Source organism: Duganella caerulea (assembly GCF_040362985.1).
Lineage (GTDB): Bacteria > Pseudomonadota > Gammaproteobacteria > Burkholderiales > Burkholderiaceae_D > Rugamonas > Rugamonas vulcania.
The window spans coordinates 369,827-391,446 of sequence record NZ_BPWJ01000007.1 but is presented as its reverse complement, the minus strand read 5'-3'; the positions used below and the strand labels follow the sequence as shown (position 1 = coordinate 391,446).

19 protein-coding genes are annotated in these 21,620 nt (G+C 70.9%); 8 read left to right on the top strand and 11 right to left on the bottom strand.

Annotated features, from left to right (window positions below; genetic code table 11):
* Positions 1–250: 250 nt before the first annotated feature.
* Complete coding sequence (gene acpA / locus ACUJB0_RS22365) at positions 251–2,377, top strand: acid phosphatase (RefSeq protein ID WP_444847146.1); 2,127 nt, start codon at positions 251–253, stop codon at positions 2,375–2,377.
* Between the two features lie 78 nt (positions 2,378–2,455).
* Here acpA and ACUJB0_RS22360 read toward each other — a convergent pair whose 3' ends face one another.
* Positions 2,456–2,896, bottom strand: a complete 441-nt coding sequence (locus tag ACUJB0_RS22360; RefSeq protein ID WP_444847140.1) for a hypothetical protein — start codon at positions 2,894–2,896, stop codon at positions 2,456–2,458.
* A gap of 337 nt (positions 2,897–3,233) precedes the next feature.
* Here ACUJB0_RS22360 and ACUJB0_RS22355 point away from each other — a divergent pair, with 337 nt between their 5' ends.
* On the top strand, positions 3,234–3,863 hold the full coding sequence (locus ACUJB0_RS22355; protein ID WP_444847139.1) for a retropepsin-like aspartic protease family protein: 630 nt from the start codon (positions 3,234–3,236) through the stop codon (positions 3,861–3,863).
* Positions 3,864–3,879: 16 nt separating this feature from the next.
* Here the strand turns inward: ACUJB0_RS22355 and ACUJB0_RS22350 are convergent, their stop codons facing one another.
* The 4 genes from ACUJB0_RS22350 to ACUJB0_RS22335 all read right to left on the bottom strand — a co-directional run bounded on the left by ACUJB0_RS22350 (position 3,880) and on the right by ACUJB0_RS22335 (position 9,999).
* A complete protein-coding gene (locus ACUJB0_RS22350) occupies positions 3,880–7,011 on the bottom strand; it encodes a CusA/CzcA family heavy metal efflux RND transporter (RefSeq protein WP_444847138.1) in 3,132 nt (1,043 codons plus the stop codon).
* 13 nt (positions 7,012–7,024) lie between these two features.
* The gene (locus ACUJB0_RS22345; protein WP_444847137.1) at positions 7,025–8,287 is read right to left on the bottom strand and encodes an efflux RND transporter periplasmic adaptor subunit; all 1,263 of its coding nucleotides are present in this window, start codon (positions 8,285–8,287) and stop codon (positions 7,025–7,027) included.
* On the bottom strand, positions 8,280–9,506 hold the full coding sequence (locus tag ACUJB0_RS22340; RefSeq protein ID WP_444847136.1) for a TolC family protein: 1,227 nt from the start codon (positions 9,504–9,506) through the stop codon (positions 8,280–8,282). The genes ACUJB0_RS22345 and ACUJB0_RS22340 overlap by 8 nt, the downstream gene beginning before the upstream one ends.
* A gap of 73 nt (positions 9,507–9,579) precedes the next feature.
* Positions 9,580–9,999 carry a hypothetical protein gene (locus tag ACUJB0_RS22335; protein ID WP_444847135.1) on the bottom strand — a complete coding sequence of 140 codons (420 nt, stop codon included), beginning with the start codon at positions 9,997–9,999 and terminating at the stop codon, positions 9,580–9,582.
* A gap of 39 nt (positions 10,000–10,038) precedes the next feature.
* On the opposite strand from ACUJB0_RS22335, the gene ACUJB0_RS22330 reads away from it, so the two are divergent.
* Both ACUJB0_RS22330 and ACUJB0_RS22325 read left to right on the top strand, forming a co-directional pair.
* Positions 10,039–11,976, top strand: coding sequence for a phosphatase PAP2 family protein (locus ACUJB0_RS22330; RefSeq protein ID WP_444847134.1), 1,938 nt, complete (start codon positions 10,039–10,041; stop codon positions 11,974–11,976).
* A 91-nt stretch (positions 11,977–12,067) separates the two neighbouring features.
* Positions 12,068–12,658 (top strand): hypothetical protein, encoded by a 591-nt coding sequence (locus ACUJB0_RS22325; protein ID WP_444847133.1) that lies wholly within the window; start codon positions 12,068–12,070, stop codon positions 12,656–12,658.
* 4 nt (positions 12,659–12,662) lie between these two features.
* Here ACUJB0_RS22325 and ACUJB0_RS22320 read toward each other — a convergent pair whose 3' ends face one another.
* Complete coding sequence (locus ACUJB0_RS22320) at positions 12,663–13,415, bottom strand: substrate-binding periplasmic protein (protein WP_444847132.1); 753 nt, start codon at positions 13,413–13,415, stop codon at positions 12,663–12,665.
* Positions 13,412–15,460 (bottom strand): ATP-binding protein, encoded by a 2,049-nt coding sequence (locus ACUJB0_RS22315; RefSeq protein ID WP_444847131.1) that lies wholly within the window; start codon positions 15,458–15,460, stop codon positions 13,412–13,414. Before ACUJB0_RS22315 ends, ACUJB0_RS22320 begins: the two co-directional genes overlap by 4 nt.
* A gap of 140 nt (positions 15,461–15,600) precedes the next feature.
* Here ACUJB0_RS22315 and ACUJB0_RS22310 point away from each other — a divergent pair, with 140 nt between their 5' ends.
* From ACUJB0_RS22310 to ACUJB0_RS22295, 4 genes are all read left to right on the top strand, one after another.
* Entirely contained in the window at positions 15,601–15,945 is a 345-nt protein-coding gene (locus ACUJB0_RS22310) for a hypothetical protein (RefSeq protein WP_444847130.1), read from the top strand.
* 22 nt (positions 15,946–15,967) lie between these two features.
* Complete coding sequence (locus ACUJB0_RS22305; RefSeq protein WP_444847129.1) at positions 15,968–16,942, top strand: GlxA family transcriptional regulator; 975 nt, start codon at positions 15,968–15,970, stop codon at positions 16,940–16,942.
* Positions 16,943–17,043: 101 nt separating this feature from the next.
* Entirely contained in the window at positions 17,044–18,036 is a 993-nt protein-coding gene (locus tag ACUJB0_RS22300; RefSeq protein WP_444847128.1) for an SLAC1 anion channel family protein, read from the top strand.
* A gap of 11 nt (positions 18,037–18,047) precedes the next feature.
* Positions 18,048–18,263, top strand: a complete 216-nt coding sequence (locus ACUJB0_RS22295) for a DUF2783 domain-containing protein (RefSeq protein ID WP_444847127.1) — start codon at positions 18,048–18,050, stop codon at positions 18,261–18,263.
* Positions 18,264–18,270: 7 nt separating this feature from the next.
* Here the strand turns inward: ACUJB0_RS22295 and ACUJB0_RS22290 are convergent, their stop codons facing one another.
* From ACUJB0_RS22290 to ACUJB0_RS22275, 4 genes are all read right to left on the bottom strand, one after another.
* Positions 18,271–19,371, bottom strand: a complete 1,101-nt coding sequence (locus tag ACUJB0_RS22290) for a hypothetical protein (protein ID WP_444847126.1) — start codon at positions 19,369–19,371, stop codon at positions 18,271–18,273.
* Positions 19,372–19,392: 21 nt separating this feature from the next.
* On the bottom strand, positions 19,393–20,064 hold the full coding sequence (locus ACUJB0_RS22285) for a substrate-binding periplasmic protein (protein WP_444847125.1): 672 nt from the start codon (positions 20,062–20,064) through the stop codon (positions 19,393–19,395).
* Between the two features lie 81 nt (positions 20,065–20,145).
* Positions 20,146–20,868, bottom strand: a complete 723-nt coding sequence (locus ACUJB0_RS22280) for a substrate-binding periplasmic protein (protein WP_444847124.1) — start codon at positions 20,866–20,868, stop codon at positions 20,146–20,148.
* 7 nt (positions 20,869–20,875) lie between these two features.
* Positions 20,876–21,616 carry a substrate-binding periplasmic protein gene (locus ACUJB0_RS22275; RefSeq protein ID WP_444847123.1) on the bottom strand — a complete coding sequence of 247 codons (741 nt, stop codon included), beginning with the start codon at positions 21,614–21,616 and terminating at the stop codon, positions 20,876–20,878.
* Positions 21,617–21,620: the final 4 nt, after the last annotated feature.

Here is a 21,620-nt window from a genome sequence, read left to right as displayed (position 1 = left end):
GTGGCGGTGGCGGGAGCGGTGGCGGCGGCCGGAACGGCGGGCGCGGCGGCGGGCGGCTGCTGGCGGCAGGCGGCCAGCAGCGCGGCGGCCAGGGCAAGTGTGATTCTTTTCATGCCGCAAGCCTAGCAGCGCGACATGACCGCTACATGACAGATAGGAAAGGATACATGACGAAACATGAAAATTCATCATCCTGAAATATTTCAACCCTAGCATGGGCCGCTTCGATACCCACCCCCAAGGCAAGAACATGAAACTGAACCCGATGCGCCCGCTGCCCCTGATGCTGATGTCGATCGGCCTGGGCGCCGGCCTGATCGCCTGCGGCAGCTCGTCCGACAGCGTGCCCACGCTCAAGGGCCAGGTGGTCGGCAGCTACTACGAGAACGCCGTGGTGTGCCTGGAAAGCGCCACCGTCAAGCTCAGCTGCGACAGCGGCGCCTCGTCCGTGCGCACCGGCGCCGACGGCAGCTTCGCGCTGACCGGCACCGACAAGGGCGCGCTGCTGGTCACCGTCGGCACCGACGCCATCCGCCACGACGCCGTCGGCGACGCCGGCGTCAAGGTGGCGCAGAAGCTGGTGTTCCGCGCGCCGGACGGCCACGGCGCCATTGTCGGCGCGCTGTCGACCGAGCTGGCCGCGCTGATGGACGCCAACGGCGGCGACTTCGCGGCCGCCAGCGCCAAGCTGGCCGCCAAGCTGGGCGTGGCCGAAGCCAACCTGCTGGCCGACCCCAACAAGGTGAGCGGCGACGACCAGGCCAAGCTGAAGGCCGAGAGCGCCGGCGTGACCGACGTCATCGCCGCCGCCAGCACGCAGGCCGCGCCGGCCGACATGGCCGCCGCGCTGAGCAGCGGCCTGGCGCTCAACAACATCAAGACCATCGTCGTCATCTACGCCGAGAACCGCGGCTTCGACAACCTGTACGGCCTGTTCCCCGGCGCCAACGGCGTGCCCGGCGTGAACCCGACCTCGACCAGCGCCTACGTGCCGCAGAAGGACTTCGACGGCAGCACGCTGCCGACCCTGCCGCCGACCTGGGGCGGCATGACCGCGGCCGGCCAGAGCGTGGTGATCTCGCAGGCGCAGACCGTGGGCATGGCCAACAAGCCGTTCCAGATCGACGACGCCAACAGCCCGCTGTACCTGGCGCCGACCACCATCACGCGCGACCTGGTGCACCGCTTCTACAACAACCAGATGCAGATCAACGGCGGCGCCAACGACAAGTTCGCCGCGTACTCCGACGCCGGCGGCCTGACCATGGGCTACTACGACGGCAGCAAGATGAAGATGTGGGACATCGCCAAGCAGTACGCGCTGGCCGACAACCTGTACATCGGCGCCTTCGGCGGTTCCTTCCTGACCCACCAGTACCTGATCTGCGCCTGCGCGCCGCAGTACCCGAACGCCGACACCTCGGTGGCCAAGGGTTCGATCGCCAAGATCGACGTCGACGCCAAGGGCAACTTCGTGCGCCTGACGCCGTCGGCCACCGCGCCGTCCAGCGTGCTCAATGGCGCGCCGGCCTACGCCAACGACGGCGCCATCACGCCGGCCGACGCCAGCGGCATGTTCTACGCGGTCAACACCATGCAGCCGCCGTACCAGCCGAGCAGCAACAGCTACGCGGCCGACGACAGCACCCGCCTGTACGCCGACACCACCAAGGCCAACACGCTGCCGCCGCAGACGCAGAAGAACATCGGCGATCTGCTGAGCGGCAAGAACATCGACTGGGCCTGGTACGCCGGCGCCTGGAAGGACACCACCGCCGCCACCACCGCCGCCCCGCGCGGCGCCAACGGCAACCCGCCCAACTTCCAGTTCCACCACCAGCCGTTCAACTACTTCGCCAACATGGATCCGGTGAAGAACGCGGCCTACCGCGCGGCGCACCTGAAGGACTACGACAGCCAGTTCGTGGCCGACGTCGCCAACGGCACCTTGCCGCCGGTGGCCTTCTACAAGCCGCAGGGTAACCTGAACCAGCATCCCGGCTACGCCAGCGTGGCCGACGGCGACGCCCACATCGCCGACGTCATCGCCAAGCTGAAGAAGAGCCCGCAGTGGAAGAACATGCTGGTGATCGTCACCTACGACGAGAACGGCGGCTTCTACGACCACGCCAGCCCGCCAAAGGGCGACAAGTGGGGTCCGGGCACGCGGGTGCCGGCGATCATCGTCTCGCCGTACGTGAAGAAGGGCGTGGACCACACGCAGTACGACTCGGCCTCGATCCTGCGCGCCATCACCCGCCGCTTCAGCCTGCCGGTGCTGGATGGCCTGAGCATGCGCGACAAGGCGCTGGCCGCCAACGGCGCCAAGCCGATGGGCGACTTCAGCTCCGCGCTGGCGCTGACGCCGCAAGAATAAGCGCCCGCCGCCGCCGCGCCAACGCCAGCCCTCGCGGCTGGCGTTTTTGCGTTGGCGTCGGCGTCAGCGGCTAAGCGGCTACGCCGGCGGCCGGCATCTGTGCGCGAGCTTCCATGTCGATTCGCCGGGGAATTTCAGCCAGATGTTGTGCCAGGCGTTGCGTGTGCCGCAGCCGCTGGCGTTGGCCAATCGCGATGGCGTGGTCGCAGCGCCGCCGCACAGGATCACTTCGTCCTGCACTTTCGCGTAGGTGCTTTTGCCGCCGAAGGTGGTGCGCAGTTCAGTGCCGTTTGGCAGGAAGAGCTGCTTCCATTGATAGCCTTTGCCGGCTTCGGGCGGTGTGGCTGGGGCGGCGTCTTGTTCAGGGTGGCCCGGCGCGCCGGACTGGCGGGCGACCCAGTCGCGGATCAGCTGACACAGCACGGCCTCGCTCTTCGGGCCGAACCAGCCTTCGCCTAGTTGATCGGTCAGGCTGATAAATACATCGTTCGGTAAATGGAGGGGTATAGGGTGGGGCATATTTTTCTCCGGCTCTAAAAGCTCTAAATCACTAGATTTCGGTAGATTTCGGTAGATTCCGCGCTAATTTCTCTAATTTCGGCTCTAAAAACTCTAAAAAAGAGCGCGGCGGACTCTAATTTCTCTATTTTTTCCATGCCGCGCCCCTTTTTTAGAGCGATTTCTAGCGATTTAGTTCGATCTCTATGGATTTAGAGGGTTTAGAGCTTTTAGAGCCCCGCAAAAAAATACACCCCCTATGTACTCCCTTGCGTGAGGATTGGCGCATTTTTGCGCCGGCGATAAATGTTATGCTCAGCGGCAATTAGTTAATTCCCAAGATTTTCCGCCCATGACCATGCGCCACCCACTTTGTGCCTTAGCGGCCGGCTTGATCCTTGCCGGCCCCCACGCCCACGCGGCCGATATCAACCTGGTGGGCGTGATCCGCGACCGGGCGCTGCTGACGGTGGACGGCGGCGAACCGACCAGCTACGCGATCGGCAGCACCATCGTGCCGGGCTCCCGGCTGCTGGCCGTGCACAACGACGGCGCCACCATCACCGAGCATGGCAAGCCGGTGACGATCGCGATGGGCCGCTATCCGGCATCGAACGGCGCGAGCCGGCCGCTGGTGTTGCGCGCGGATTCCTCCGGCCAGTTCTACACCAACGGCAGCATCAACGGCATGAGCGCGCGGATGCTGATCGACACCGGCGCCAACATCATCGCGCTGCCCGCAACGGACGCCAGCCGCTTCGGCATCGACTACCGCAAGGGCCGGCCCGGCACCGCATCGACGGCCAACGGCGTCACCAACGTCTTCCGCGTGCACATCGAGCGGCTGCGCATCGGCGAAGTGGAGCTGCGCGACCTTGAGGCCATGGTCCATGAAAGCGGCCTCCCCGTCATCCTGTTGGGCAGTAATTTCCTTGACCGCTACAGCATGCGGCGCGAGCTACAGGAAATGATCCTGACCCCAAGGTGAACCCCGCAGCCGGCCGCTAAGCCGCCGCGGCCCGTTCCCGCCGATACGCCAGCCGGTACAGCAGCGGCAGCACCAGCAAGGTCAGCGCGGTGGACGACAGGATGCCGCCGATGACCACCGTCGCCAGCGGGCGCTGGACCTCGGCTCCGGTGCCGGTGGCGATGGCCATCGGGATGAAGCCCAGCGACGCCACCAGCGCCGTCATCAGCACGGGACGCAGGCGGCCCAGCGCGCCCTCGCGGATCGCCTGCTCCACCGTGCGGCCCTCCTCGCGCAGGCTGCGGATGAAGGAGATCAGCACCAGGCCATTGAGCACCGCCACGCCGGACAGCGCGATGAAGCCCACCGCCGCCGATATCGACAACGGAATGCCGCGCAGGGCCAGCGCCGCGACGCCGCCGGTCAGCGCGAACGGTATGCCGCTGAACACCAGCAAGCCGTCCTTCAGATTGCCGAACATCGCGAACAGCAGCACCATCACCAGCAGCAGCGCCACCGGCACCACCACCTGCAGGCGCCGCGACGCCGACTGCAGCTGTTCGAACTGTCCGCCCCAAGTGGTCCAGTAACCGGCGGGCACCCGCACTTCCTGCAAACGCTTTTCGGCCTCCGCGACAAACGAGCCGATATCGCGCCCGCGCACATTGGCGCTGATGACCACGCGCCGCTTGCCGTCCTCGCGGCTGATCTGGTTCGGGCCCGGCGCGATGTCGAAGGCCGCCACCTCGCCCAGGGGGATGAAGTTGGCCGCGCCGCCGTCGCCGCCGGTGCGCGGCAGCGGCACCGGCAGACGCCGCAGCGCATCGAGGTCGCCGCGCAGCGCGTCGGGCAGGCGCACCACGATGTCGAAGCGGCGGTCGCCCTCGAACAAGGTGCCGGCCTGCTGGCCGCCGATGGCGGTGGCGATGGTGTCCTGCACGTCGGCCACATTGAGGCCGTAGCGCGCGGTGCTGGCGCGGTCGATCCGCACCGTCAGCACCGGCAGGCCGCCGGTCTGCTCGACCTTGACCTCGGTGGCGCCGTCGACCTTGCCCAGCGTGGCGGCGATGCGCGCGGCGGTCTCACCCAGCACCGCCATGTCGTCGCCGAACAGCTTGACGGCGACGTCGCTGCGCACGCCCGATATCAGCTCGTTGAAGCGCAACTGGATCGGCTGCGAGAACTCGAAGGCGTTGCCCGGCAAGCGCTCGGCGGCCTGGCGGATCGCCGCCACCAGCTGCGCGTGCGATTTCTTCGGCGCCGGCCACTGCGCCTCCGGCTTGAGCATGATGTAGCCGTCCGAGACGTTGGGCGGCATCGGGTCGGAGGCGATTTCCGCCGTGCCGGTGCGCGCGAACACGCGCTCGATCTCGGGGAACTGGCGCTTCAATGCCAGCTCCAGCTGCTGCTGCATCGCCACCGACTGCGTCAGGCTGGTGCCGGGGATGCGCAGCGCCTGGATCGCGAGGTCGCCCTCGTTCAGGCTGGGCACGAACTCGCTGCCCAGGCGCGTGGCCAGCAGCACCGACAGCGCCACCGCGATGCCGGCGAAGGCCAGCACCACCGGCGTGGCGGCCAGCGCGCGTTCCAGCAGCGCCGCGTACCACGCGCCGACGCGGCGCTGCTCCTTCTCCACCACATGCTCGCCGATGAACAGCGCCACGGCGGCGGGGATGAAGGTGACCGACAGCAGCATGGCGCCGGCCAGCGCCAGCACCACCGTCAGCGCCATCGGATGGAACATGCGGCCCTCGACGCCGGTCAGCGCGAAGATCGGCAGGTAGACCACCATGATGATCAATTGCCCGAACAGCAGCGGCCTGCGGGCCTCGCGCGCGGCGGCGAAGACTTCGTCGTAGCGCTCGGCGCGCGTGAGCACGCGGCCTTGGCGCGCCTGCGCGTGGGCCAGGCGCCGCACGCAGTTCTCGACGATGACCACGGCGCCGTCGACGATGATGCCGAAGTCCAGCGCGCCCAGGCTGAGCAGGTTGGCGCTGACCTGGTACGTGACCATGCCGGTGAAGGTGAACAGCATCGCCAGCGGGATCACCAGCGCGGTGATCAGCGCGGCGCGGATATTCCCGAGGAACAGGAACAGCACCGCCACCACCAGCGCCGCGCCCTCGAGCAGGTTGCGCTTGACGGTGCCGATCGCCTTGTCCACCAGCGTGGTGCGGTCGTACACGGTGACGGCGTGCACGCCGGCCGGCAGGCTGCGGTTGATGTCGGCCATCTTGCGGTCGACCGCCTGCGACACGGTGCGACTGTTCTGGCCGACCAGCATGAAGACGGTGCCCAGCACCACCTCGCGGCCGTTCTCGGTGGCGGCGCCGGTGCGCAGTTCGCGCCCGAGCGCCACCTGGGCGACGTCGCGCACGCGCAGCGGCACGCCGCCGGCGTTGGCCAGGATGATGTCGCCGATGTCGTCGAGCGAGCGCACTTGGCCCGGCGCGCGCACCAGCAGCTGCTCGCCGCGCTTCTCGATGTAGCCGGCGCCGGCGTTGCCGTTGTTGCGCTCGAGCGCGGCCACCACGTCGCGCAGCGCCAGGCCGTGGGAGGCCAGCCGCTGCGGATCGGGCGCCACGTGGTACTCCTTGGCGTAGCCGCCGATGGCGTTGATCTCGGCCACGCCGGCCACGTTGCGCAGCTGCGGCTTGACGATCCAGTCCTGGATCTCGCGCAGGTCGGCCGGCGTGTAGGGCGTGCCGTCGGGCTTTTTCGCGCCCGGTTTGGCCTCCACCGTCCACAGGTAGATTTCACCCAGGCCGGTCGACACCGGCCCCATGGCCGGGGCGACGCCGGCCGGCAGCTGCGCGCGCGCCTGCTGCAGGCGCTCGCCGACCAGCTGGCGCGCGAAGAACAGATCGGTGCCGTCCTTGAAGACCACGGTGACCTGCGACAGGCCGTAGCGCGACAGCGAGCGTGTCTGCTCGAGGCCGGGCAGGCCGGCCATCAGCGTCTCGATCGGGAAGGTGACGCGCTGCTCGGTCTCCAGCGGCGAGTAGCCGGGCGCCGGGGTGTTGACCTGCACCTGCACGTTGGTGATGTCGGGCACGGCGTCGATCGGCAGCCGCTGGTAGTTGTAGACGCCGAGGGCGGCCATGGCGGCCACCGCCAGCAGCACCAGCCAGCGCTGGGCGATGGCGAAGCGGATCAGTCGTTCAAACATGGTGTCCTCCGTTTCAGTGCGCATGCTCGGCGCTGTCCTTGCCCAGTTCCGCCTTGAGCACGAAGCTGCCCGCGGCCGCGTAGCGCGCGCCGGCCGGCAGGCCCTGGACGATCTCGGTCAGCTTGCCGTCGCTGCGGCCGGGCGTGACCGGCTGCGCGCGGAAGCCGCCCGCCTCCTTGACGAACACCACCGGCTTGCCGTCCACCGTCTGGATGGCGTCGGCCGTCACGGTGACGGCGGCTATGGCGGCGTCACCGGCGGCGTTGACGGCGCTGGCGTTGGCGACGGCGGCGGCGCGGCCGGACGGCACGTCGACGCTGACGAACAGGCCGGGGCGCCAGGCGCGGTCGGGATTGGTCAGCGCCACGCGGGCCTTGGCGGTGCGGGTCTGATCGCCCAGCAGCGCGCCGACGTAGGTGATCTTGCCGCTGGCCTGCGCGTCGAAGGCGGAGGCCTTGACCAGCACCGTCTGGCCCACGCGCACCAGCGCCAGCTCACGCGGCGGCACGGCGATCTCCGCCCACACTTGCGACAGGTCGGAGATGGTGAAGACGGCTGCGTCCTCCTTGACCGCCTCGCCCAGCGCGAGGTGCTTCTCCATCACCACGCCGTCGAACGGCGCCCGCAGTTCCAGGCGGTTCAGCTGCGCGCCGCCGGCCGTGGCGCCCACGCCGGCGCCGATGGCGTCGAGCTTCTGGCGCGCGTTGCGCAGCGCGATCTCGGCTTCGCTCTGCGCCTGTCTGGCTTGCAGATAGTCCTGTTCGGCGGAGATCTTGTCCTGCCACAGGCGGCGTTCGCGCTCGAAGGTGGTGGTGGCCAGCGCCAGCCGGCGTTCGGCCGATAGCAGCTCGCTGCGCTGCTCGGACAGGCCGCTGCTGGCGATCACCGCCAGCACCTGTCCGCGCTTGACGTTCTGCCCCAGCTCCGCGCGCACGCTAGTGACCACGCCGGCCAGCTTGGGCACGACGTGCGCGGTGCGGTCCTCGTTGAAGCGGATCTCGCCCGGCAGCGTGATGACGACATCGATCCGCGCGGGCGCCGCAACGGCCAGCACGATGCCGGCGGCCTTGGCCTGCGTGTCATCGAGCGCGATCTTGTCCGGCTGCGCGTCGGCGTGCGCGCCCTGCTCCGGCGGCGCGTGCTCCGCGTCCGATTGGGCCTCGCGGGCGGCCGGTGCGTCCGGGCTGGCTCCGCGCCGGGGCATCAGCATCAACGCCGCCAGCAGCAGTCCAATGATCGCCATGACGGCGATGGTGATTTTCTGCGTCTTATTCATGGTCTTCTCCCAGGATGCGGTCGATGGCGGCCAGCGCGCGGTGCGCGTCCGCCAGGGCGTTCAGGTGCAGCGTCTGCGCCTGCAGCAAGGTGCGCTGGGCGTCGAGCACGTCGAGGAAGCCGAACTTGCCGTATTCGAAGCCGGTGCTGGCGGCGTCGTAGGCGCTTTGCGCACCGGGCAGGATGTCGTCGCGCAGGGCCTGCGCCTGCTGGCGGGCGACCTCGAACTCGCCGCGCGCCACTGCCAGCTCGCCCTCCAGCCGCAGCGCGGTGGCGGCCAGCTCGTCACGCGCCTGGTCGACGCGGCGCGCCGACTCCAGCACGCCGCCCTGGTTGCGGTCGAACAGCGGCAGCGGCACCGAGATGCCAATCACCGCCTGCGAGCGCCCCGCCTCCTCCGAGCGCTTGCTGCCGACGCTGAGCGTCAGGTCCGGCGCGCGCTTGCTCAGCTCCACCTGCGCCAGGGCCTGGCGCCGCGCCAGTTCCGCGCGGGCCAGCGCCAGCGCCGGCGCGCGTTGCAGCCGCGCGCGCAGGGCCTCGTCCGGCGGCAGCGCCGGCAGCGCGTCGATGGCGCCGTCGACCCGCTCGAAGCGCGGCGCCGGATTGCCCCACAGCGCCGCCAGCCGCTGGCGCGCGCCGGCCAGCGCGCCGTCGGCGCGCACCAGCTCCAGCCGCACCGAGGACGCGGCCACGTTGGCGCGGGTCTCCTCCACCGGCGACACCTTGCCGGCCACCACGCGGCGCGCGGTGGCGCCGGCCGCGCGGCGCGCCAGTTCGGCGGCCTGGCGCGCCAGCCGCACATGCTCCTGCGCGGCCAGCACCGCGAACCAGGCGTCGATCACGCCGGCGCGCGTCTCGGCCCGGCGCAGCGCCAGCGAGGCCGACGCGCTGTCGCGGCCACGCCCGGCCGCCAGCACGCGGGCCGCGCGCTTGCCGCCCAGCTCCAGCGGCTGGCTCAGTTGGAAGGTGGTCTCGCGCGCGGCGTCGCCGCGGCGGGCGCCGACACGTTCGGCCGACAGCGTGGGATTGGGCGGCAGGCCGGCCTGCAGCACGGCGCCGTCCTGCGCGCCCAGCTCATGGCGGGCGGCCGCCAGCTCGGGGTTGGCGCCGGCGGCCAGCGCCAGCGCGGCCGTCAGCGTGAGCGGCGCGGACGGCTCGGTTTCGGCCCGCGCAGGGGCGGACCACGCCGCTACGACGAGCGGCAGCACATACTTGAACATCGAATTCTCCAGAAAGGAACAGGAATTCGACGAGACTCAGGCGTCTGGGAAAAGGGGCGAGGGCCTCGTCGCGCTAGGCGACGAGCAGCCAGTCGGGCCGCGCGGGCCCGTCGGAGATGAAGGACAGGTAGCGCGACGATGCGGGTGGCGCGTGGGCGCACGGCGCGGCGGCCAGCGCGATCGCGGCGCCGGCCGGCACCGAGGCCTGCACCGCGTGGTGGCAGACCTCGCAGTCGCTGTGGACCTTGGCCGGCTTGCCCTGGTCGGCGTCGTCGCCGGCCTGCGCCTGGTGGTGGTGGCCGTGGTGGCCGAAATGCGTCACCTTGGCCGGCTCATGCTGGCAATACACCGCCGCCATCGACCAGGCGTACTGGATCGGCAGGATGGTGAGCAGCAGGATGAGCAGGATTTTTTTCACGCGGCCATTGTAGCAGCCCGCGCGGTTTTTTTCCGCCGGCGGGGCTTGTGTAATCAGCATGTCATACGACGTCATTACTCTATGGCCTCCTTCATCTCATTCCAGGAATCGCCCATGCATCGCCTCCCCGCCCGCCCGCTGCTGCTGGCCGCCAGCATCGCCCTCGCCCTCGCCGCCTGCGGCTCCAGTTCCGAAGACCAGGTGCTGGTGATCCCGCCGGCGCCGGCCGACCAGGGCGCGGCCGAGGTGGTGGCGGTGCCGGCCGTCACCGCCTTCGTCGACACCGCCGCCAGCAACCAGCGCGGCGACGCCCGCTACGCCACCCTGGCCACCAACGCCGGCGTGCGCGTGCTGGGCGGCTTCCTGCAGGTGTGGAAGCCGCTGACCGAGATCGTCGACGCCGGCGTCAGCGCCGACGCGGCGGCCGGCTTCCCGGCCGTGCTGCCGTCGGTCTGGTCCGGCGTGCCCAACGACGGCAGCGACGGCGGCACGGTCGTCAACGCCGCCGTGCACGCGGCCAATATCGACTACGTGGTGCGCGCCACCGCCGCCCGCACGCCGGCGCAGGCGCTGCAGGCCTACCTGGACGACCGCCGCGCCAAGGGCTACAGCGTGACCGACGGCCTGGGTCCGCTGACGGCGGCCTGGCGCGCCGCCGCCCAGCAGACCACCACCATCACCGCGATCGCCGACGACGCCACCGTCAAGTTGTACAACGACGGCGGCAACAACACCGGCGTCGGCGGCGCCGCCAATCCCGGCTTCGGCGCGGTGGTGGACCTGGTCAACCTGGTCGGCACCAACGGCTCGACCGAGCCGGCCAAGCGCTTCTACAAGTACGCCCGCCCCTACCGCTGGAGCAGCGCGGTGCAGGTGCTGCCGGCGCTGGTGCCGGCCAAGAGTTCCACGCCGACCACCGACGGCGGCTTCACCAGCGGCCACTCGGCCGAGGCGATGCGCGACACGCTGGCGATGGCGTACGCGCTGCCGGAGCGCTACCAGGAATTGATCAGCCGCGGGCTGGAGCTGGGCGAGGCGCGCATCTGGGCCGGCATGCACTCGCCGCTGGACGTGCTGAGCGGGCGCATCCACGCGACCGCCGTGGTGGCGGCCAACCTGGCCGATCCGGCCAACGCGGCCAAAAAGAGCGCTGCCGTGACGCAGGCGCACGCCACGCTGATGGCCGCCACCTCCACCACGGCCGACAGCTTCCTGGCCTACGCGCAGTCCGGCGCGGGCGGCGACCGCTTCGCCGACCACGACGTCAACCAGGCCAACTACCTGCGCCGCAGCACCTACGGCCTGCCGCTGGTCGGCGCGACCGGCGCGCCGGCCGTGGTGCCCAAGGGCGCCGAGGTGCTGCTGGAGACGCGCCTGCCCTACCTGAGCGACGCCCAGCGGCGGGTGGTGCTCAAGACCACCGCGCTGCCGTCCGGCTCCGCCGTGATGGACGACCCCGAGGGCTGGGGCAGGCTGAACCTGTTTGCCGCGGCCGACGGCTACGGCGCCTTCAGCGGCAACGTGGTGCTGGTGATGGACGCGGCCAAGGGCGGCTTCAACGCGGCCGACCGCTGGCGCAACGACATCGGCGGCACGGGCAAGCTGGTCAAGCAGGGCAGCGGCACGCTCAGGCTGGCCGGCAACAACAGCTGGAGCGGCGGCACCGAGCTGACCGCCGGCGCGCTGGAGGGCGACAGCGCCGCCGCCTTCGGCAACGGCGACGTCTACGTCAGCGGCGGCACCTTGATCGCCAACGCCCCGGCCGCGCTGAAATTGGCCGGCCGCTACACCCAGCTGGCCGGTGCCACCACGCTGGAGCTGGACCTGGGCGGCGGCGCGCGCGGCAGCCTGGCGGTGGCCGGCGACGCCGTGATCGCCGGCGGCACGCTGCACATCAAGTTCGCCGGCGGCTACCAGCCCAAGGCGGGCGAGGTGCTGACCGTGCTGACGGCCGGCCGTTTGACGGGCCGCTTCGCCGCCATCCAGGTCGACGGCCGCAGCGCCACGCCGAGCTACAGCGGCACGGCGCTGACGCTGACCATCGGCGGCTAAATTTCACAGCGGCGGCGGCCGGCCACGGCCGGCCCCACAAGGCCGCCGCTTGAAACTACAATAGGGCTTCCCGGTTATCGAGAGGCAGCGCATGAATCCAGACGAGCAGCCCGCGGCATCGCAAGGCGACTTCTTCAACACGCTCAACGACAAGGTCGACGCCCACGGCGCGTTGGTCGACCGCTTCCATGCCGACCTGCAGAACTTTTCCAAGCAAATCGCCGGCTGCGACAAGCTGGTGCGCATGGCCCACATCAGCCTGAACCAGATCGACGCCCGCATCGCCGAGGCGGTGCGCATCGAGACGCAGGCCACGGTGCAGCTGGAGGCGACCGGGCGCGAGGCCGCGCGCGCGGCCACCGAGGCGGCCGACGCCGCCGTGGCCGGGCTGGTCGGCCAGCTGCGCGCCGCCACCAGCGAGGCGGCGCAGGTGTGCCAGGCGCTGCACCGGGCGCGCGGCCAGACCGGCCTGTGGCTGGGCGCCTACGCGGCCGGCACGCTGGCGCTGTGCCTGCTGTCGGCGTGGATCGCGTTCAAGCTGCATCCGGACACGCCGGTGCCGCCCGAGGTGGCCGCGTACGCCGAGCAGGGACGCAAGCACGCGGCGCTGCTGGAGAAGGCCAGCGACAAGGAGCTCAAGCTGATCAGGGAAATCCAGGCGCGCCGGGCGCGGCCGAAGTAGGCGCTCAGTTGGGCGTCAGGCCGTACTTGCGCAGCAGGCGCGCCAGCGTGCCGTCAACGCGCATGGCCTCGTGCGCGGCGCGCCAGGCGCGGCCCTCGTCCTCGCCGATGTCGCGCGAGCCGGCCAGCCAGATGTCGCCGCTGCGGAACACCGGGCTGAAGTCGAAGTCGGCCTCGTGGAAGCCGTCCACCCGGGCCGCGTGGCGGTGGATGTCCTCGCCGCCGTAGGTGGCGTCCACCACGCCCTTGCTGACCATGCGCATGCACTCGCGCACCGACGCGCACTCGGCCACCGCGCCGAAGTGCAGCGACTCCAGCAGGCGCTTGTGCGGCGAGCCGCGCAACACCGCCACCGGCCGCGCCGCCAGCGCCGCCGGGTCGCGCAGGTCGACGCCGCCGTGGCGGCCGACAAACACGAAGTCCTGCCGGCGCAGCCGCACCAGCCAGCGGTACTGCGCCTCGCGCTCGGGCGTGCGGGTCAGCGGCACCACCAGCGTGCGCGAATGCACGCCGGTCAGCGCCAGCGCCCGCTGCCACGGATAGAACTCCACCGTGGCCGGCGCGCCCACGCGGCGCGCCATCTCCTGCGCCAGCTCGACCAGCGCGCCGGGACTGTCGCCGCCCGGCGCCACCGCGTACGGCGGCAGGTCGGCCGCCACCAGGCGCAGCGGCTCCAGCGGGGCGGCGCGCGCGGCCGGCGCCCAGCCCAGCGCCAGCGCCAACGCCAGCGAGCGCACCGCGGCGCGCCGGCCGCTCATGGCGCGTCCCCGCCGCAGGGCAGGCTCAGCGACACCCGCGTGCCGCGCCGCGGCGCGCTGTCGAGCGTGACCTGGCCGCGCATCAGCCCCACCACCATGCTGTGCACGCTGGCCAGCCCGAGCCCGGCCCCGGTCAGCCCCAGCTGGGTGGTGTAGAACGGCTCGAACACCTGCGACACATGCTCGGGCGCGATGCCGACGCCGTCGTCGCGCCAGTCGATGTGGACCGCGCCGCCGCCGGCGCGCGCCTCGACCACGATGGCGCCGCCGGCGCGCCCGGCAAACGCGTGCAGCAGGCAGTTGTCCATCAGGTGCTGGAACACCTGCTGGCAGGCGCCCGGATAGCCGTGCAGCCACAGCTGCTCCGGCAGCGCCAAGGTCAGCGTGACGCCGCGCTCGCGCAGGCCCTGCCGCCAGGCGCCGGCGCAGTGGCGCAGCCGCTCGGCCAGGTCGAAGCGGCTGGCCGGCTCGTGGGTCGGCTGGGCGGCCAGGCCCTTGAAGCGCTCGACCAGGCCGCCGATCTGGCCCAGCGCGCGGTCCACCAGCGCGCCGCCCTCGGTGACGCTGGCCAGCAGCCCGGCCACCTCGCTGCGGCGCAGGCGGCCGGTGTCCAGGCCGCGCCGCAGCGCCTCGGCCTGGGCCGTGATGGCGCTGGCCGCCACCCGGGCGTTGCCCAGCGGCGTGTTGAGCTCGTGCGCCATGCCGACCACCATGCGCGACAGGCCCAGCTGCTTCTCCTGCTGCATCAGCGCCCGCATCGCGTGGCCCAGCTCGTCGGTGCGCTCGCGCACCTGCTGCTCGAGGCGGTCGTGCGCGGCCTGCAGCGCCCGCTCGGCGGCCTGGCGCACCCCCACCTCGCGCTGCAGCGTGGCCAGCGCCTCGCCCAGCTCGTCGTTGCGCTGCATCAGCGAGTTCTCCAGCACCGTGCCGTGCTGCGCCAGCAGGGCGTTCTGGTGCTGCAGCTGCGGGCGCTCCATGACCGCGCTCAGCGTCTCGCCCAGCGCGGCGCACAGCGCGCGCTTCTGGCCGCGCTCGGCCGCCACCTGGCCGATGGCGGCCTGCAGCGCCGCCTCCACATAACCCCAGCGCCGGCCGTAGCGGCGCACCGCGTGCAGCGTGATCTCGCGCAGGCGCGCGCCGTGCGGGGTGTCGGCGTCCAGCCCGGCCTCGTAGGCGCGCAGCGCGGCCCAGGCGCGGGCCGGGTCGCCGTCCGCGCAGTCGGCCAGCAGCGCCGACAGCGTCACCCACGGCGTCCAGTAGCCGTCGCGGCCGAAGCGCGCGTGCAGCTGGCCGATGTAGTCGCGGCAGGCGCCGCTCTGCTCGCAGCTGGCGCTGACCACGGCCAGGTTCAGCAGCGCCAGGCATTCCTGCGCCGCCAGCCCGTACTCGCGAGTGCGGCGCAGCACCAGTTGGCGCCGCGCCAAGCAGTCGCGCCACAGCGGCGCGGCGGCCGCCTCGTCGGCCTCCTCCAGCGCCAGGTAGTAGGCGCCCGAGGCCGCGCTGTCAAGCAGCATGACGTCGATGTCCGGCGTCAGCTCGTCCGGCTGGGCCAGCGTGGCGGCGCAGAACTGCAGCAGCTCCGGGTACATCTCCGCGCTGAGCATGACGCGGCAACGGGCCGCGCGCATCTGGGCGGCCAGCCGCGGCAGCGCGCAGCGCGCGTACAGCTCGGCGGCGCGCGCCAGGCTGTCAAGCGCGGCGTGGTGCAGGCGCAGCCGGGTCTGCACCGCGTGCAGCGCCCGCAGCGCGGCGGCCTGGGCCAGCGGATGCTGCTCGGTCTGGGCGCGCAGCTGCAGGCTGCGGGCCGGCAGCAGCAAGGCGTCGGCCGCGCAGGCCGGATCGGCCGCGCGCGCCAGCAGCGCGAACGCCTCCAGCTCCAGCGCCTGCGAGCCGTTGAGCCGGCGCTGCGCCAGCTGGCGCAGCGTGGCCGCGTGCTGCGGCATCTCGTGCGCCATCAGGCAGGCGCGCAGCAGCTGCAGCAGCGGCTCGGCCCCGGCCACCTCGCTGTCGCTCGCGGCAACTGGTCGTGTTTCAGATGCGGACATGGCACTGCCCCCGTAGCCAACTCATGTCGGTCCAGTATTACACGAAGTCGCTTGCAGCTGAACAGGCGATCGTCACGCTGTTGCAAATCCGTGGCGCGGATGGTATTTGTATATTAACAACATCCTTGCGAGGAGGCCCGATGAATCCCTTCCCGATCCTGCTGGCGCTGTTGCCGCTGGCCGTCGGCGCGGCGCGCGCCCAGCCGCTGGAGGCCACCAGCGCCGGCCGCCTCGCCTTCGACAGCTACACGCCGGCCACCATGTACGACCTGGCGCGCGAGCGCCGCCAGCTGTGGGCGCCGCAGACCGTGTGGGGCGAGCTGAACCTGCTGGCCGGGGCGCGGCGCGCACGTGGGCCGCAACGAGGCCGCGCTGCGGCAGTCGCGCCGCGACGCGACCGCGTTCGCGGCGCGGGTGTTCTTCGGCGCGACTGCTGCAGCGCCCGACCAGGCGGACGCACGCGCGCGCCGCCTGGCTTATCATGAGGGATTTGAACGGGCGGCTGCAGTGAAACTAACCCTGGTGGTACTGGATGGCGTACAGGCGCTGGACGTGGCGGGTCCGCTGGACGTGTTCGCCGAGGCGAACCACTTCCTGCCCGAGGCGCAGCGTTACGCCGTCACGCTGGTGGGCGGCCGCCCGGACAGCGTGGCGTGCTCCAGCGGCATCGAGTTCAAGGTCCATTGCGGCTACCTCGACCACCACGCCGACAGCGACACGCTGCTGGTGGCCGGCGGCCCGCGCTTCCCGGACTACCGGCCGGAGCCGGCGCTGGTCGACTGGCTGCGGCTGCGCGCGCGCGGCGCCCGCCGCTACGGCGCGGTGTGCAACGGCGTGTTCCTGCTGGGGCACGCCGGCCTGCTGGGCGGGCGCGAGATCACCACCCACTGGGACCACGCGCAGCGGCTGGCCGACCAGTTCCCCGGCGCGAACGTGCGGCCCGACAAGATTTTCGTGCGCGACGGCAACCTGTTCACCTGCGGCGGCGTGGCGGCCGGCATCGACCTGTGCCTGGCGCTGATCGCCGAGGACTGGGGCCACGAGCTGGCGATGAAGGTGGCCAAGCGCCTGATCGTCTACATCCGGCGCGACGGCGGGCAGTCGCAGTACAGCCCCTACCTGGCGGTCGGCCCGGACGAGGACTCGCTGGTGGCCAGGGTGCTCAGGCACGTGACCGACCACATCGGCGACGCCCTGACCATCGAGGAGATCGCCGACGCGGTGGGCGTGAGCCGGCGCACCTTCTCGCGCGCCTTCGCCAGGCACGCGCAGGTGACGCCGTCGGTGTTCGTCGACCAGGTGCGCATCGACGTCGCCCGCAAGCTGCTGGAGGAGACCGACGTGCCGCTCAAGACGGTGGCCTTCCGCTGCGGCTTCAGCAGCGCCGCCCAGATGCGCATGAGCTTTGCGCGCCAGCTGGGCACCACGCCCAGGCTGTACCGCGAACGCTTCCGCGCCGGCGACCACGGCCGGGCCGCTTAGCGGATTCGGGGACATCCGGCGTCGCTTTTGGGCCAGGACGCGCGCGGGCGGGCGGCGCCGGGGCAGAATGGGCTCACGCAAACAGCCCCCCCGGAGTCATGATGGAAACCGCCCGCTTATCCCCCGCCCCCGCCGTCGCGCGCGCCACGCCGTCGCTACGCCACCTGCCCGTCAGCCTGTTCGGCTCCGTGATGAGCGTGGCCGGCCTGGCGCTGGCCTGGCGCCTGGCCGGCAAGACCTACGGCACCGGCGACGCGGTGCCGAACGCGCTCGGCATCGCCGCGCTGACGCTGTTCGCGGTGCTGGCGCTGTGCTACCTGACCAAGCTGCTGCGCCATCCCGCGCTGGTGCGGCAGGAATTCGCGCACCCGGTGACCGGCAGCTTCTTCGGCACGGTCGGCATCAGCGTGCTGCTGCTGTCGAGCGTGATCGGCGGCTACAGCGCGCCGGCCCAGCTGGTGGTGTGGAGCGTCGGCACGGTGGCCACGCTGGCGCTGAGCGTGGTCATGATCTCCCGCCTGCTCAACGGCAACGCCGCGCCGGCCAGCGTGGTGCCGGCCTGGCTGATCGCCGGCGTCGGCAGCCTCGACATCGTGGTGACGGGCGGCGCGCTGCCGGCCGGCTGGACGCACGAGGTGAACCTGCTGGCGGCCGCCATCGGCGGTGTCAGCGCGCTGGTGTTCTTCGTGCTGATCTTCTCGCGGCTGGTGCATCAGGCGCCGCTGGCCGCGCCGATGCGGCCGTCCAAGATGATCCTGGTGGCGCCGTTCGCGGTCGGCTTCATCGCCTACGTCAACCTGGTGCACCGGGTCGACATGTTCGCGGCGCTGCTGTTCTACTTCGCGCTGTTCCTGTTCGTGATCGTCGCGTATCGCCTGGCCGCGCGGCCGGCGCCGTTCTCGCCGGCGTGGTGGGCGATCGGCTTCCCGCTGGCGGCGCTGTCCAACGCCGCGCTGATGTACGCCGGCGCGGTCGGCGGCGCCGGCCTGCAATGGATCGCCGCGCTGCTGCTGTCGCTGCTGACGGCCGCCGTGCTGGTGCTGGCCGTGCGCACGCTGTGGGACCTGGCCGCCGGCCGCCTGCTGACCGCCTAGGAGGAGCCGCCATGGACCTGCCACTCAAGCTCGGCCAGAACCTGGACGACTACGACGATTTCTACGAGATGCTCAGCGATTCGCACCAGGATCTGGACGCGCGGCAAAGCCGGATGCTGAGCGACCAGTTGATCCTGCTGCTGTCCAACCACATCGGCGACCTGGCGGTGCTGCGGCAGGCGTTCGCGCTGGCGCGCGTCCATGTCGAGCGGACGCTGCCGCGATGAACTGCGGTCAGCTCCGCTTGTTGTAGCGGACGTACAGCGCGTACGGCAGGCCGATCAGGATCGCCAGCCATGGGAACCGGACGATGATGTGGGCGCAGGCCACCACGAACAGGCAACCCGCCGCCATCGCGATGGCGAAGGCCAGGCGGTCGCGCCATTTGCCGGCGGCGCCGCTCCCGGCTGCCGGCGCGCCGGACCCCGCGCCTGCGGCGTTGCCGGCCGGCTGCCGGTCCGGCACCGGCACCTGGACCGGCCGGTGCAGGCGCGTCAGCGGCGCGCCGCGTTCGAGGATGGCGCTGGAACGGCACTCGTTGGCACAGCGCAGCTCCGCCTCGACGGTCCAGCTGTCGAGGCGACGGCCCCAGTTTTCCAGCGCCACGGCGTCGGCCTCGTCCATGTGCTGGAAGGCGCTGTTTTCGTTCTTCGGATTCATCTCGTTGGATAACTTCGCCTGTTCCGCATACAGCGTCGCCAGCAGATGGTGCGCGGGCGCGGCCGCCGCGGACCTGGCGAACAGCGGCAGCTTCTCCCACGATGCCGGCTCCCCGCCGGGCAGGAACAGCGGCCCGGCCGGCACCAGGCTGGACGGCGCGCGGAGGTCGAGATCGGCCGAGATGGCGGCCGCCAGCTGCTTCCAGTTGGTGTCGGGCACCTCGAGCGTGCCCGGCCGCTCGGCGACCCGCCAATAGCTATCGAGTTCACCGCCCCAGTGGGCCGCGTTCGGGAAGGCCGGGTAGTGGCCGTCGTCCGGCAGCAGCGGATGCTCGTGCCACGCGGCCCGCTCCCTCCCCACGATCCAGATCTCGTGGCGGTCGGCGAAGTGCACCGCCAGCGCGTACCCGCTGCCGAGGATGGTGCGCTCGGTGTCGATGCCGAATTCGGCGGGCAGGTGCAGCGACAGCCGCAGCGCGCCGGACTGGCGCAGGATGCCCAGCCACCAGGTGAAGTCGTCGGCCAGCAGGGCGTTGCCGTCCGGCGTACGGAACTGCAGTCGCGCGCCAAAGAAGATGCCGTGGCGGTACCAGTCCTCCAGCTCCGCGTGGCCGCGCAGGAACTGCGTGCCGTAGCTGACCAGCGCCATCTGGCGCGCTATCGATGTGTGACGCAAACGTCCTCCCCCGGTGATGCGCTAGCGAAAGCGCGTGAGCATGGCGGCCAGGCTGCCGTCCCTGGTGGCCTGGCCGATCGCCTGGTCGATCTCCCGCAGCGCCACATGGCCCTTGCGCGACACCGCGCAGCGCGTGGCGAAGGACATCACCGGCAGCGGCGGATGGATGACCAGCGGCGGCTGGCGCAGGCGCTGGTAGTAGTCCAGCACCACCCGCGTGATCAGGATGTGGTGCACGCGGCCGCGCCCGAGCTTGGCCATATTGCTTTCCATGTTGGGCGCGTTGTCGCGCACGAAGTCCTTGCCCAGCAGCGCCTCCATCTCGGGATGGAAATAGCCCAGGATGGTGCCGACCGGCTGGCCGCGCAGCTCGCCGATCGCGCGCACCGGCGGCACGCTGGCGTCGGTCACCAGCACTTCCTCGGTGGTGAAGACGACGCGGCTCCACAAATAATCGCCGCTCAGCCACTCCGGCATGTAGGCGCACAGGAGGTCGGCCTCGCCGTTCTGCAGCGCGTGTTCCAGGCGCTTACGCGGCAGCAGCACGAAGCGCACCTGGCGCCCCATGTGGCGCGCCAGGATCTCGCCGATTTCCTTGTGCACGCCGTCGACCAGGCGGCCGTCCTGCACGCGCGCCATCGGCATGTTGGAGGTGCTGTCGACCATGACGACCAGCTCGGCCGGGCGCGACACCAAACAGGCAGGCCATCAGCAAGAGAATACCGCGCATCGTCACACCACCTGAAAACATTCAACTGGCGTTCATTGTACAGGTCATGGCCCGCCGGACTTTTGCTGGATCTCCCTGTCCAGCCGGCGCAGGATGTCGTCGCTGACATCCTTGCTGCACATGATGTGGCGCCGCTCGCCGGTGGGCACGTCGGTCAGGCGCAGCACGCGCAAGCCCTTGTCGCGCAGCTCGGCCAGCTGGAGCAGGTAATCGGCCTCCTCCGAGGCCAGGAACATCAGGTCCGCCCGGTGCGCGCCGATCATCGCCACCATCGCCATGCTCTCGGCGGTGGTGGCGCTCCGGACCGGCCGGGCCTCGGCCAGCGCGGCGTCCACATAACCGCCATAGGAATACTTTTCCTTCACCAGCACCACCACGCCCGGCATCGCGAGCAGTTGCCGCAGCGTCGAGGCGTCGCGCAGGGCGAAGTCGTCGCGCACCACCGCCACCAGCGGCAGGTCGCGGTAGATCGGCAGCGTGAACTTGGCGTAGCGCTCGCGCTCGGCGTTGCGGAACCAGCCGACCGCGCAGCGCTGGCCGCCTTTCTGCAGCAGCGCCAGCTGGCGGTTGCTGGGCATGCGCATCCAGCGCGCCGGCACGCCGGCGTCGGCGAACGCCGCAGCCGCCGGGTCCGCCGTCAGGCCGTGCACGCCGCCGTCCGGCGCGCTCATCAGGTACGGCGGGCGTTCGTTGTAGTACAGCACGACGGCGTCCTGCGCCCGGCACGCCGGCGCCAGCAACAGCCACAGGAACAGGACGCGCAACATGGCGCCGCTATTTTTTGCTCTTCTTCGCGCCGATCGCCTTGTTCAGCTTGCCGATGACATCATCGGACACGTCCTTGCTGCACATGATGTAGCGGTCGTCGCCGGCGGGCACGTCCGGCATCCTGATCTGCTTGAAGTTGCCCGCCCCGATGCCGGACTGCTCCACCAGATAGCTGGCCTCCTCCTCGGACGCGAACATGAAGTCGACCGAGTTGGCGTTCACCAGTTGCAGCATCTGGGTCGACGTGCCGTTCGACTTGGTTTGCGCGGCCTTCACCTTGTCCAGCGCGGCATCGATGTACGGGCCGTAGCTGAAATTCTCCTTGACCAGCACGCGCACGCCCTTGGTCGCCAGGATCTCGCCCAGCTTGGCATGCTCGGCCGCCGCGAACTTGGGATGGGCGATGATCACCGTCGGCTTGTCGCGATAAATCGGCTTGGTGAACTTGGCGAACTGCTCGCGCTCGGCCGTCTTGTACCAGCCGATCGCGCAATTGGGGCCGCCCTCCTTGATCACCACCAGCTGCCGGTTGGGCGGCACCTTGCTCCACGCGACCTCGATGCCGGCCGCGTGGAAGGCCTCGGCCGCGGGCGTGCCGGTCAGGCCGCTCGCCGAGCCGTCGGCGCCGGCCACCAGGTAGGGCGGGCGCTCGTTGAAACTCAGGGTGATCTTGTCGTCGGCCATGGCCAGCGCCGGCGCCAGCATGGCCAGGCAGGCAAACAGGCGACCGAAGGAATGGTGTCTCATGATG

What these genes read in the sequence shown, in the direction of transcription:
- ACUJB0_RS22310 (WP_444847130.1), top strand. Translation starts at nt 15,601, where the DNA reads ATGAATCCCTTCCCGATCCTGCTGGCGCTGTTGCCGCTGGCCGTCGGC.
- ACUJB0_RS22320 (WP_444847132.1), bottom strand. Translation starts at nt 13,415, where the DNA reads ATGAGCGGCCGGCGCGCCGCGGTGCGCTCGCTGGCGTTGGCGCTGGCG.
- ACUJB0_RS22360 (WP_444847140.1), bottom strand. Translation starts at nt 2,896, where the DNA reads ATGCCCCACCCTATACCCCTCCATTTACCGAACGATGTATTTATCAGC.
- ACUJB0_RS22345 (WP_444847137.1), bottom strand. Translation starts at nt 8,287, where the DNA reads ATGAATAAGACGCAGAAAATCACCATCGCCGTCATGGCGATCATTGGA.
- ACUJB0_RS22325 (WP_444847133.1), top strand. Translation starts at nt 12,068, where the DNA reads ATGAATCCAGACGAGCAGCCCGCGGCATCGCAAGGCGACTTCTTCAAC.
- ACUJB0_RS22300 (WP_444847128.1), top strand. Translation starts at nt 17,044, where the DNA reads ATGGAAACCGCCCGCTTATCCCCCGCCCCCGCCGTCGCGCGCGCCACG.
- acpA (WP_444847146.1), top strand. Translation starts at nt 251, where the DNA reads ATGAAACTGAACCCGATGCGCCCGCTGCCCCTGATGCTGATGTCGATC.
- ACUJB0_RS22355 (WP_444847139.1), top strand. Translation starts at nt 3,234, where the DNA reads ATGCGCCACCCACTTTGTGCCTTAGCGGCCGGCTTGATCCTTGCCGGC.
- ACUJB0_RS22350 (WP_444847138.1), bottom strand. Translation starts at nt 7,011, where the DNA reads ATGTTTGAACGACTGATCCGCTTCGCCATCGCCCAGCGCTGGCTGGTG.
- ACUJB0_RS22330 (WP_444847134.1), top strand. Translation starts at nt 10,039, where the DNA reads ATGCATCGCCTCCCCGCCCGCCCGCTGCTGCTGGCCGCCAGCATCGCC.
- ACUJB0_RS22280 (WP_444847124.1), bottom strand. Translation starts at nt 20,868, where the DNA reads ATGTTGCGCGTCCTGTTCCTGTGGCTGTTGCTGGCGCCGGCGTGCCGG.
- ACUJB0_RS22335 (WP_444847135.1), bottom strand. Translation starts at nt 9,999, where the DNA reads ATGACGTCGTATGACATGCTGATTACACAAGCCCCGCCGGCGGAAAAA.
- ACUJB0_RS22315 (WP_444847131.1), bottom strand. Translation starts at nt 15,460, where the DNA reads ATGTCCGCATCTGAAACACGACCAGTTGCCGCGAGCGACAGCGAGGTG.
- ACUJB0_RS22295 (WP_444847127.1), top strand. Translation starts at nt 18,048, where the DNA reads ATGGACCTGCCACTCAAGCTCGGCCAGAACCTGGACGACTACGACGAT.
- ACUJB0_RS22340 (WP_444847136.1), bottom strand. Translation starts at nt 9,506, where the DNA reads ATGTTCAAGTATGTGCTGCCGCTCGTCGTAGCGGCGTGGTCCGCCCCT.
- ACUJB0_RS22275 (WP_444847123.1), bottom strand. Translation starts at nt 21,616, where the DNA reads ATGAGACACCATTCCTTCGGTCGCCTGTTTGCCTGCCTGGCCATGCTG.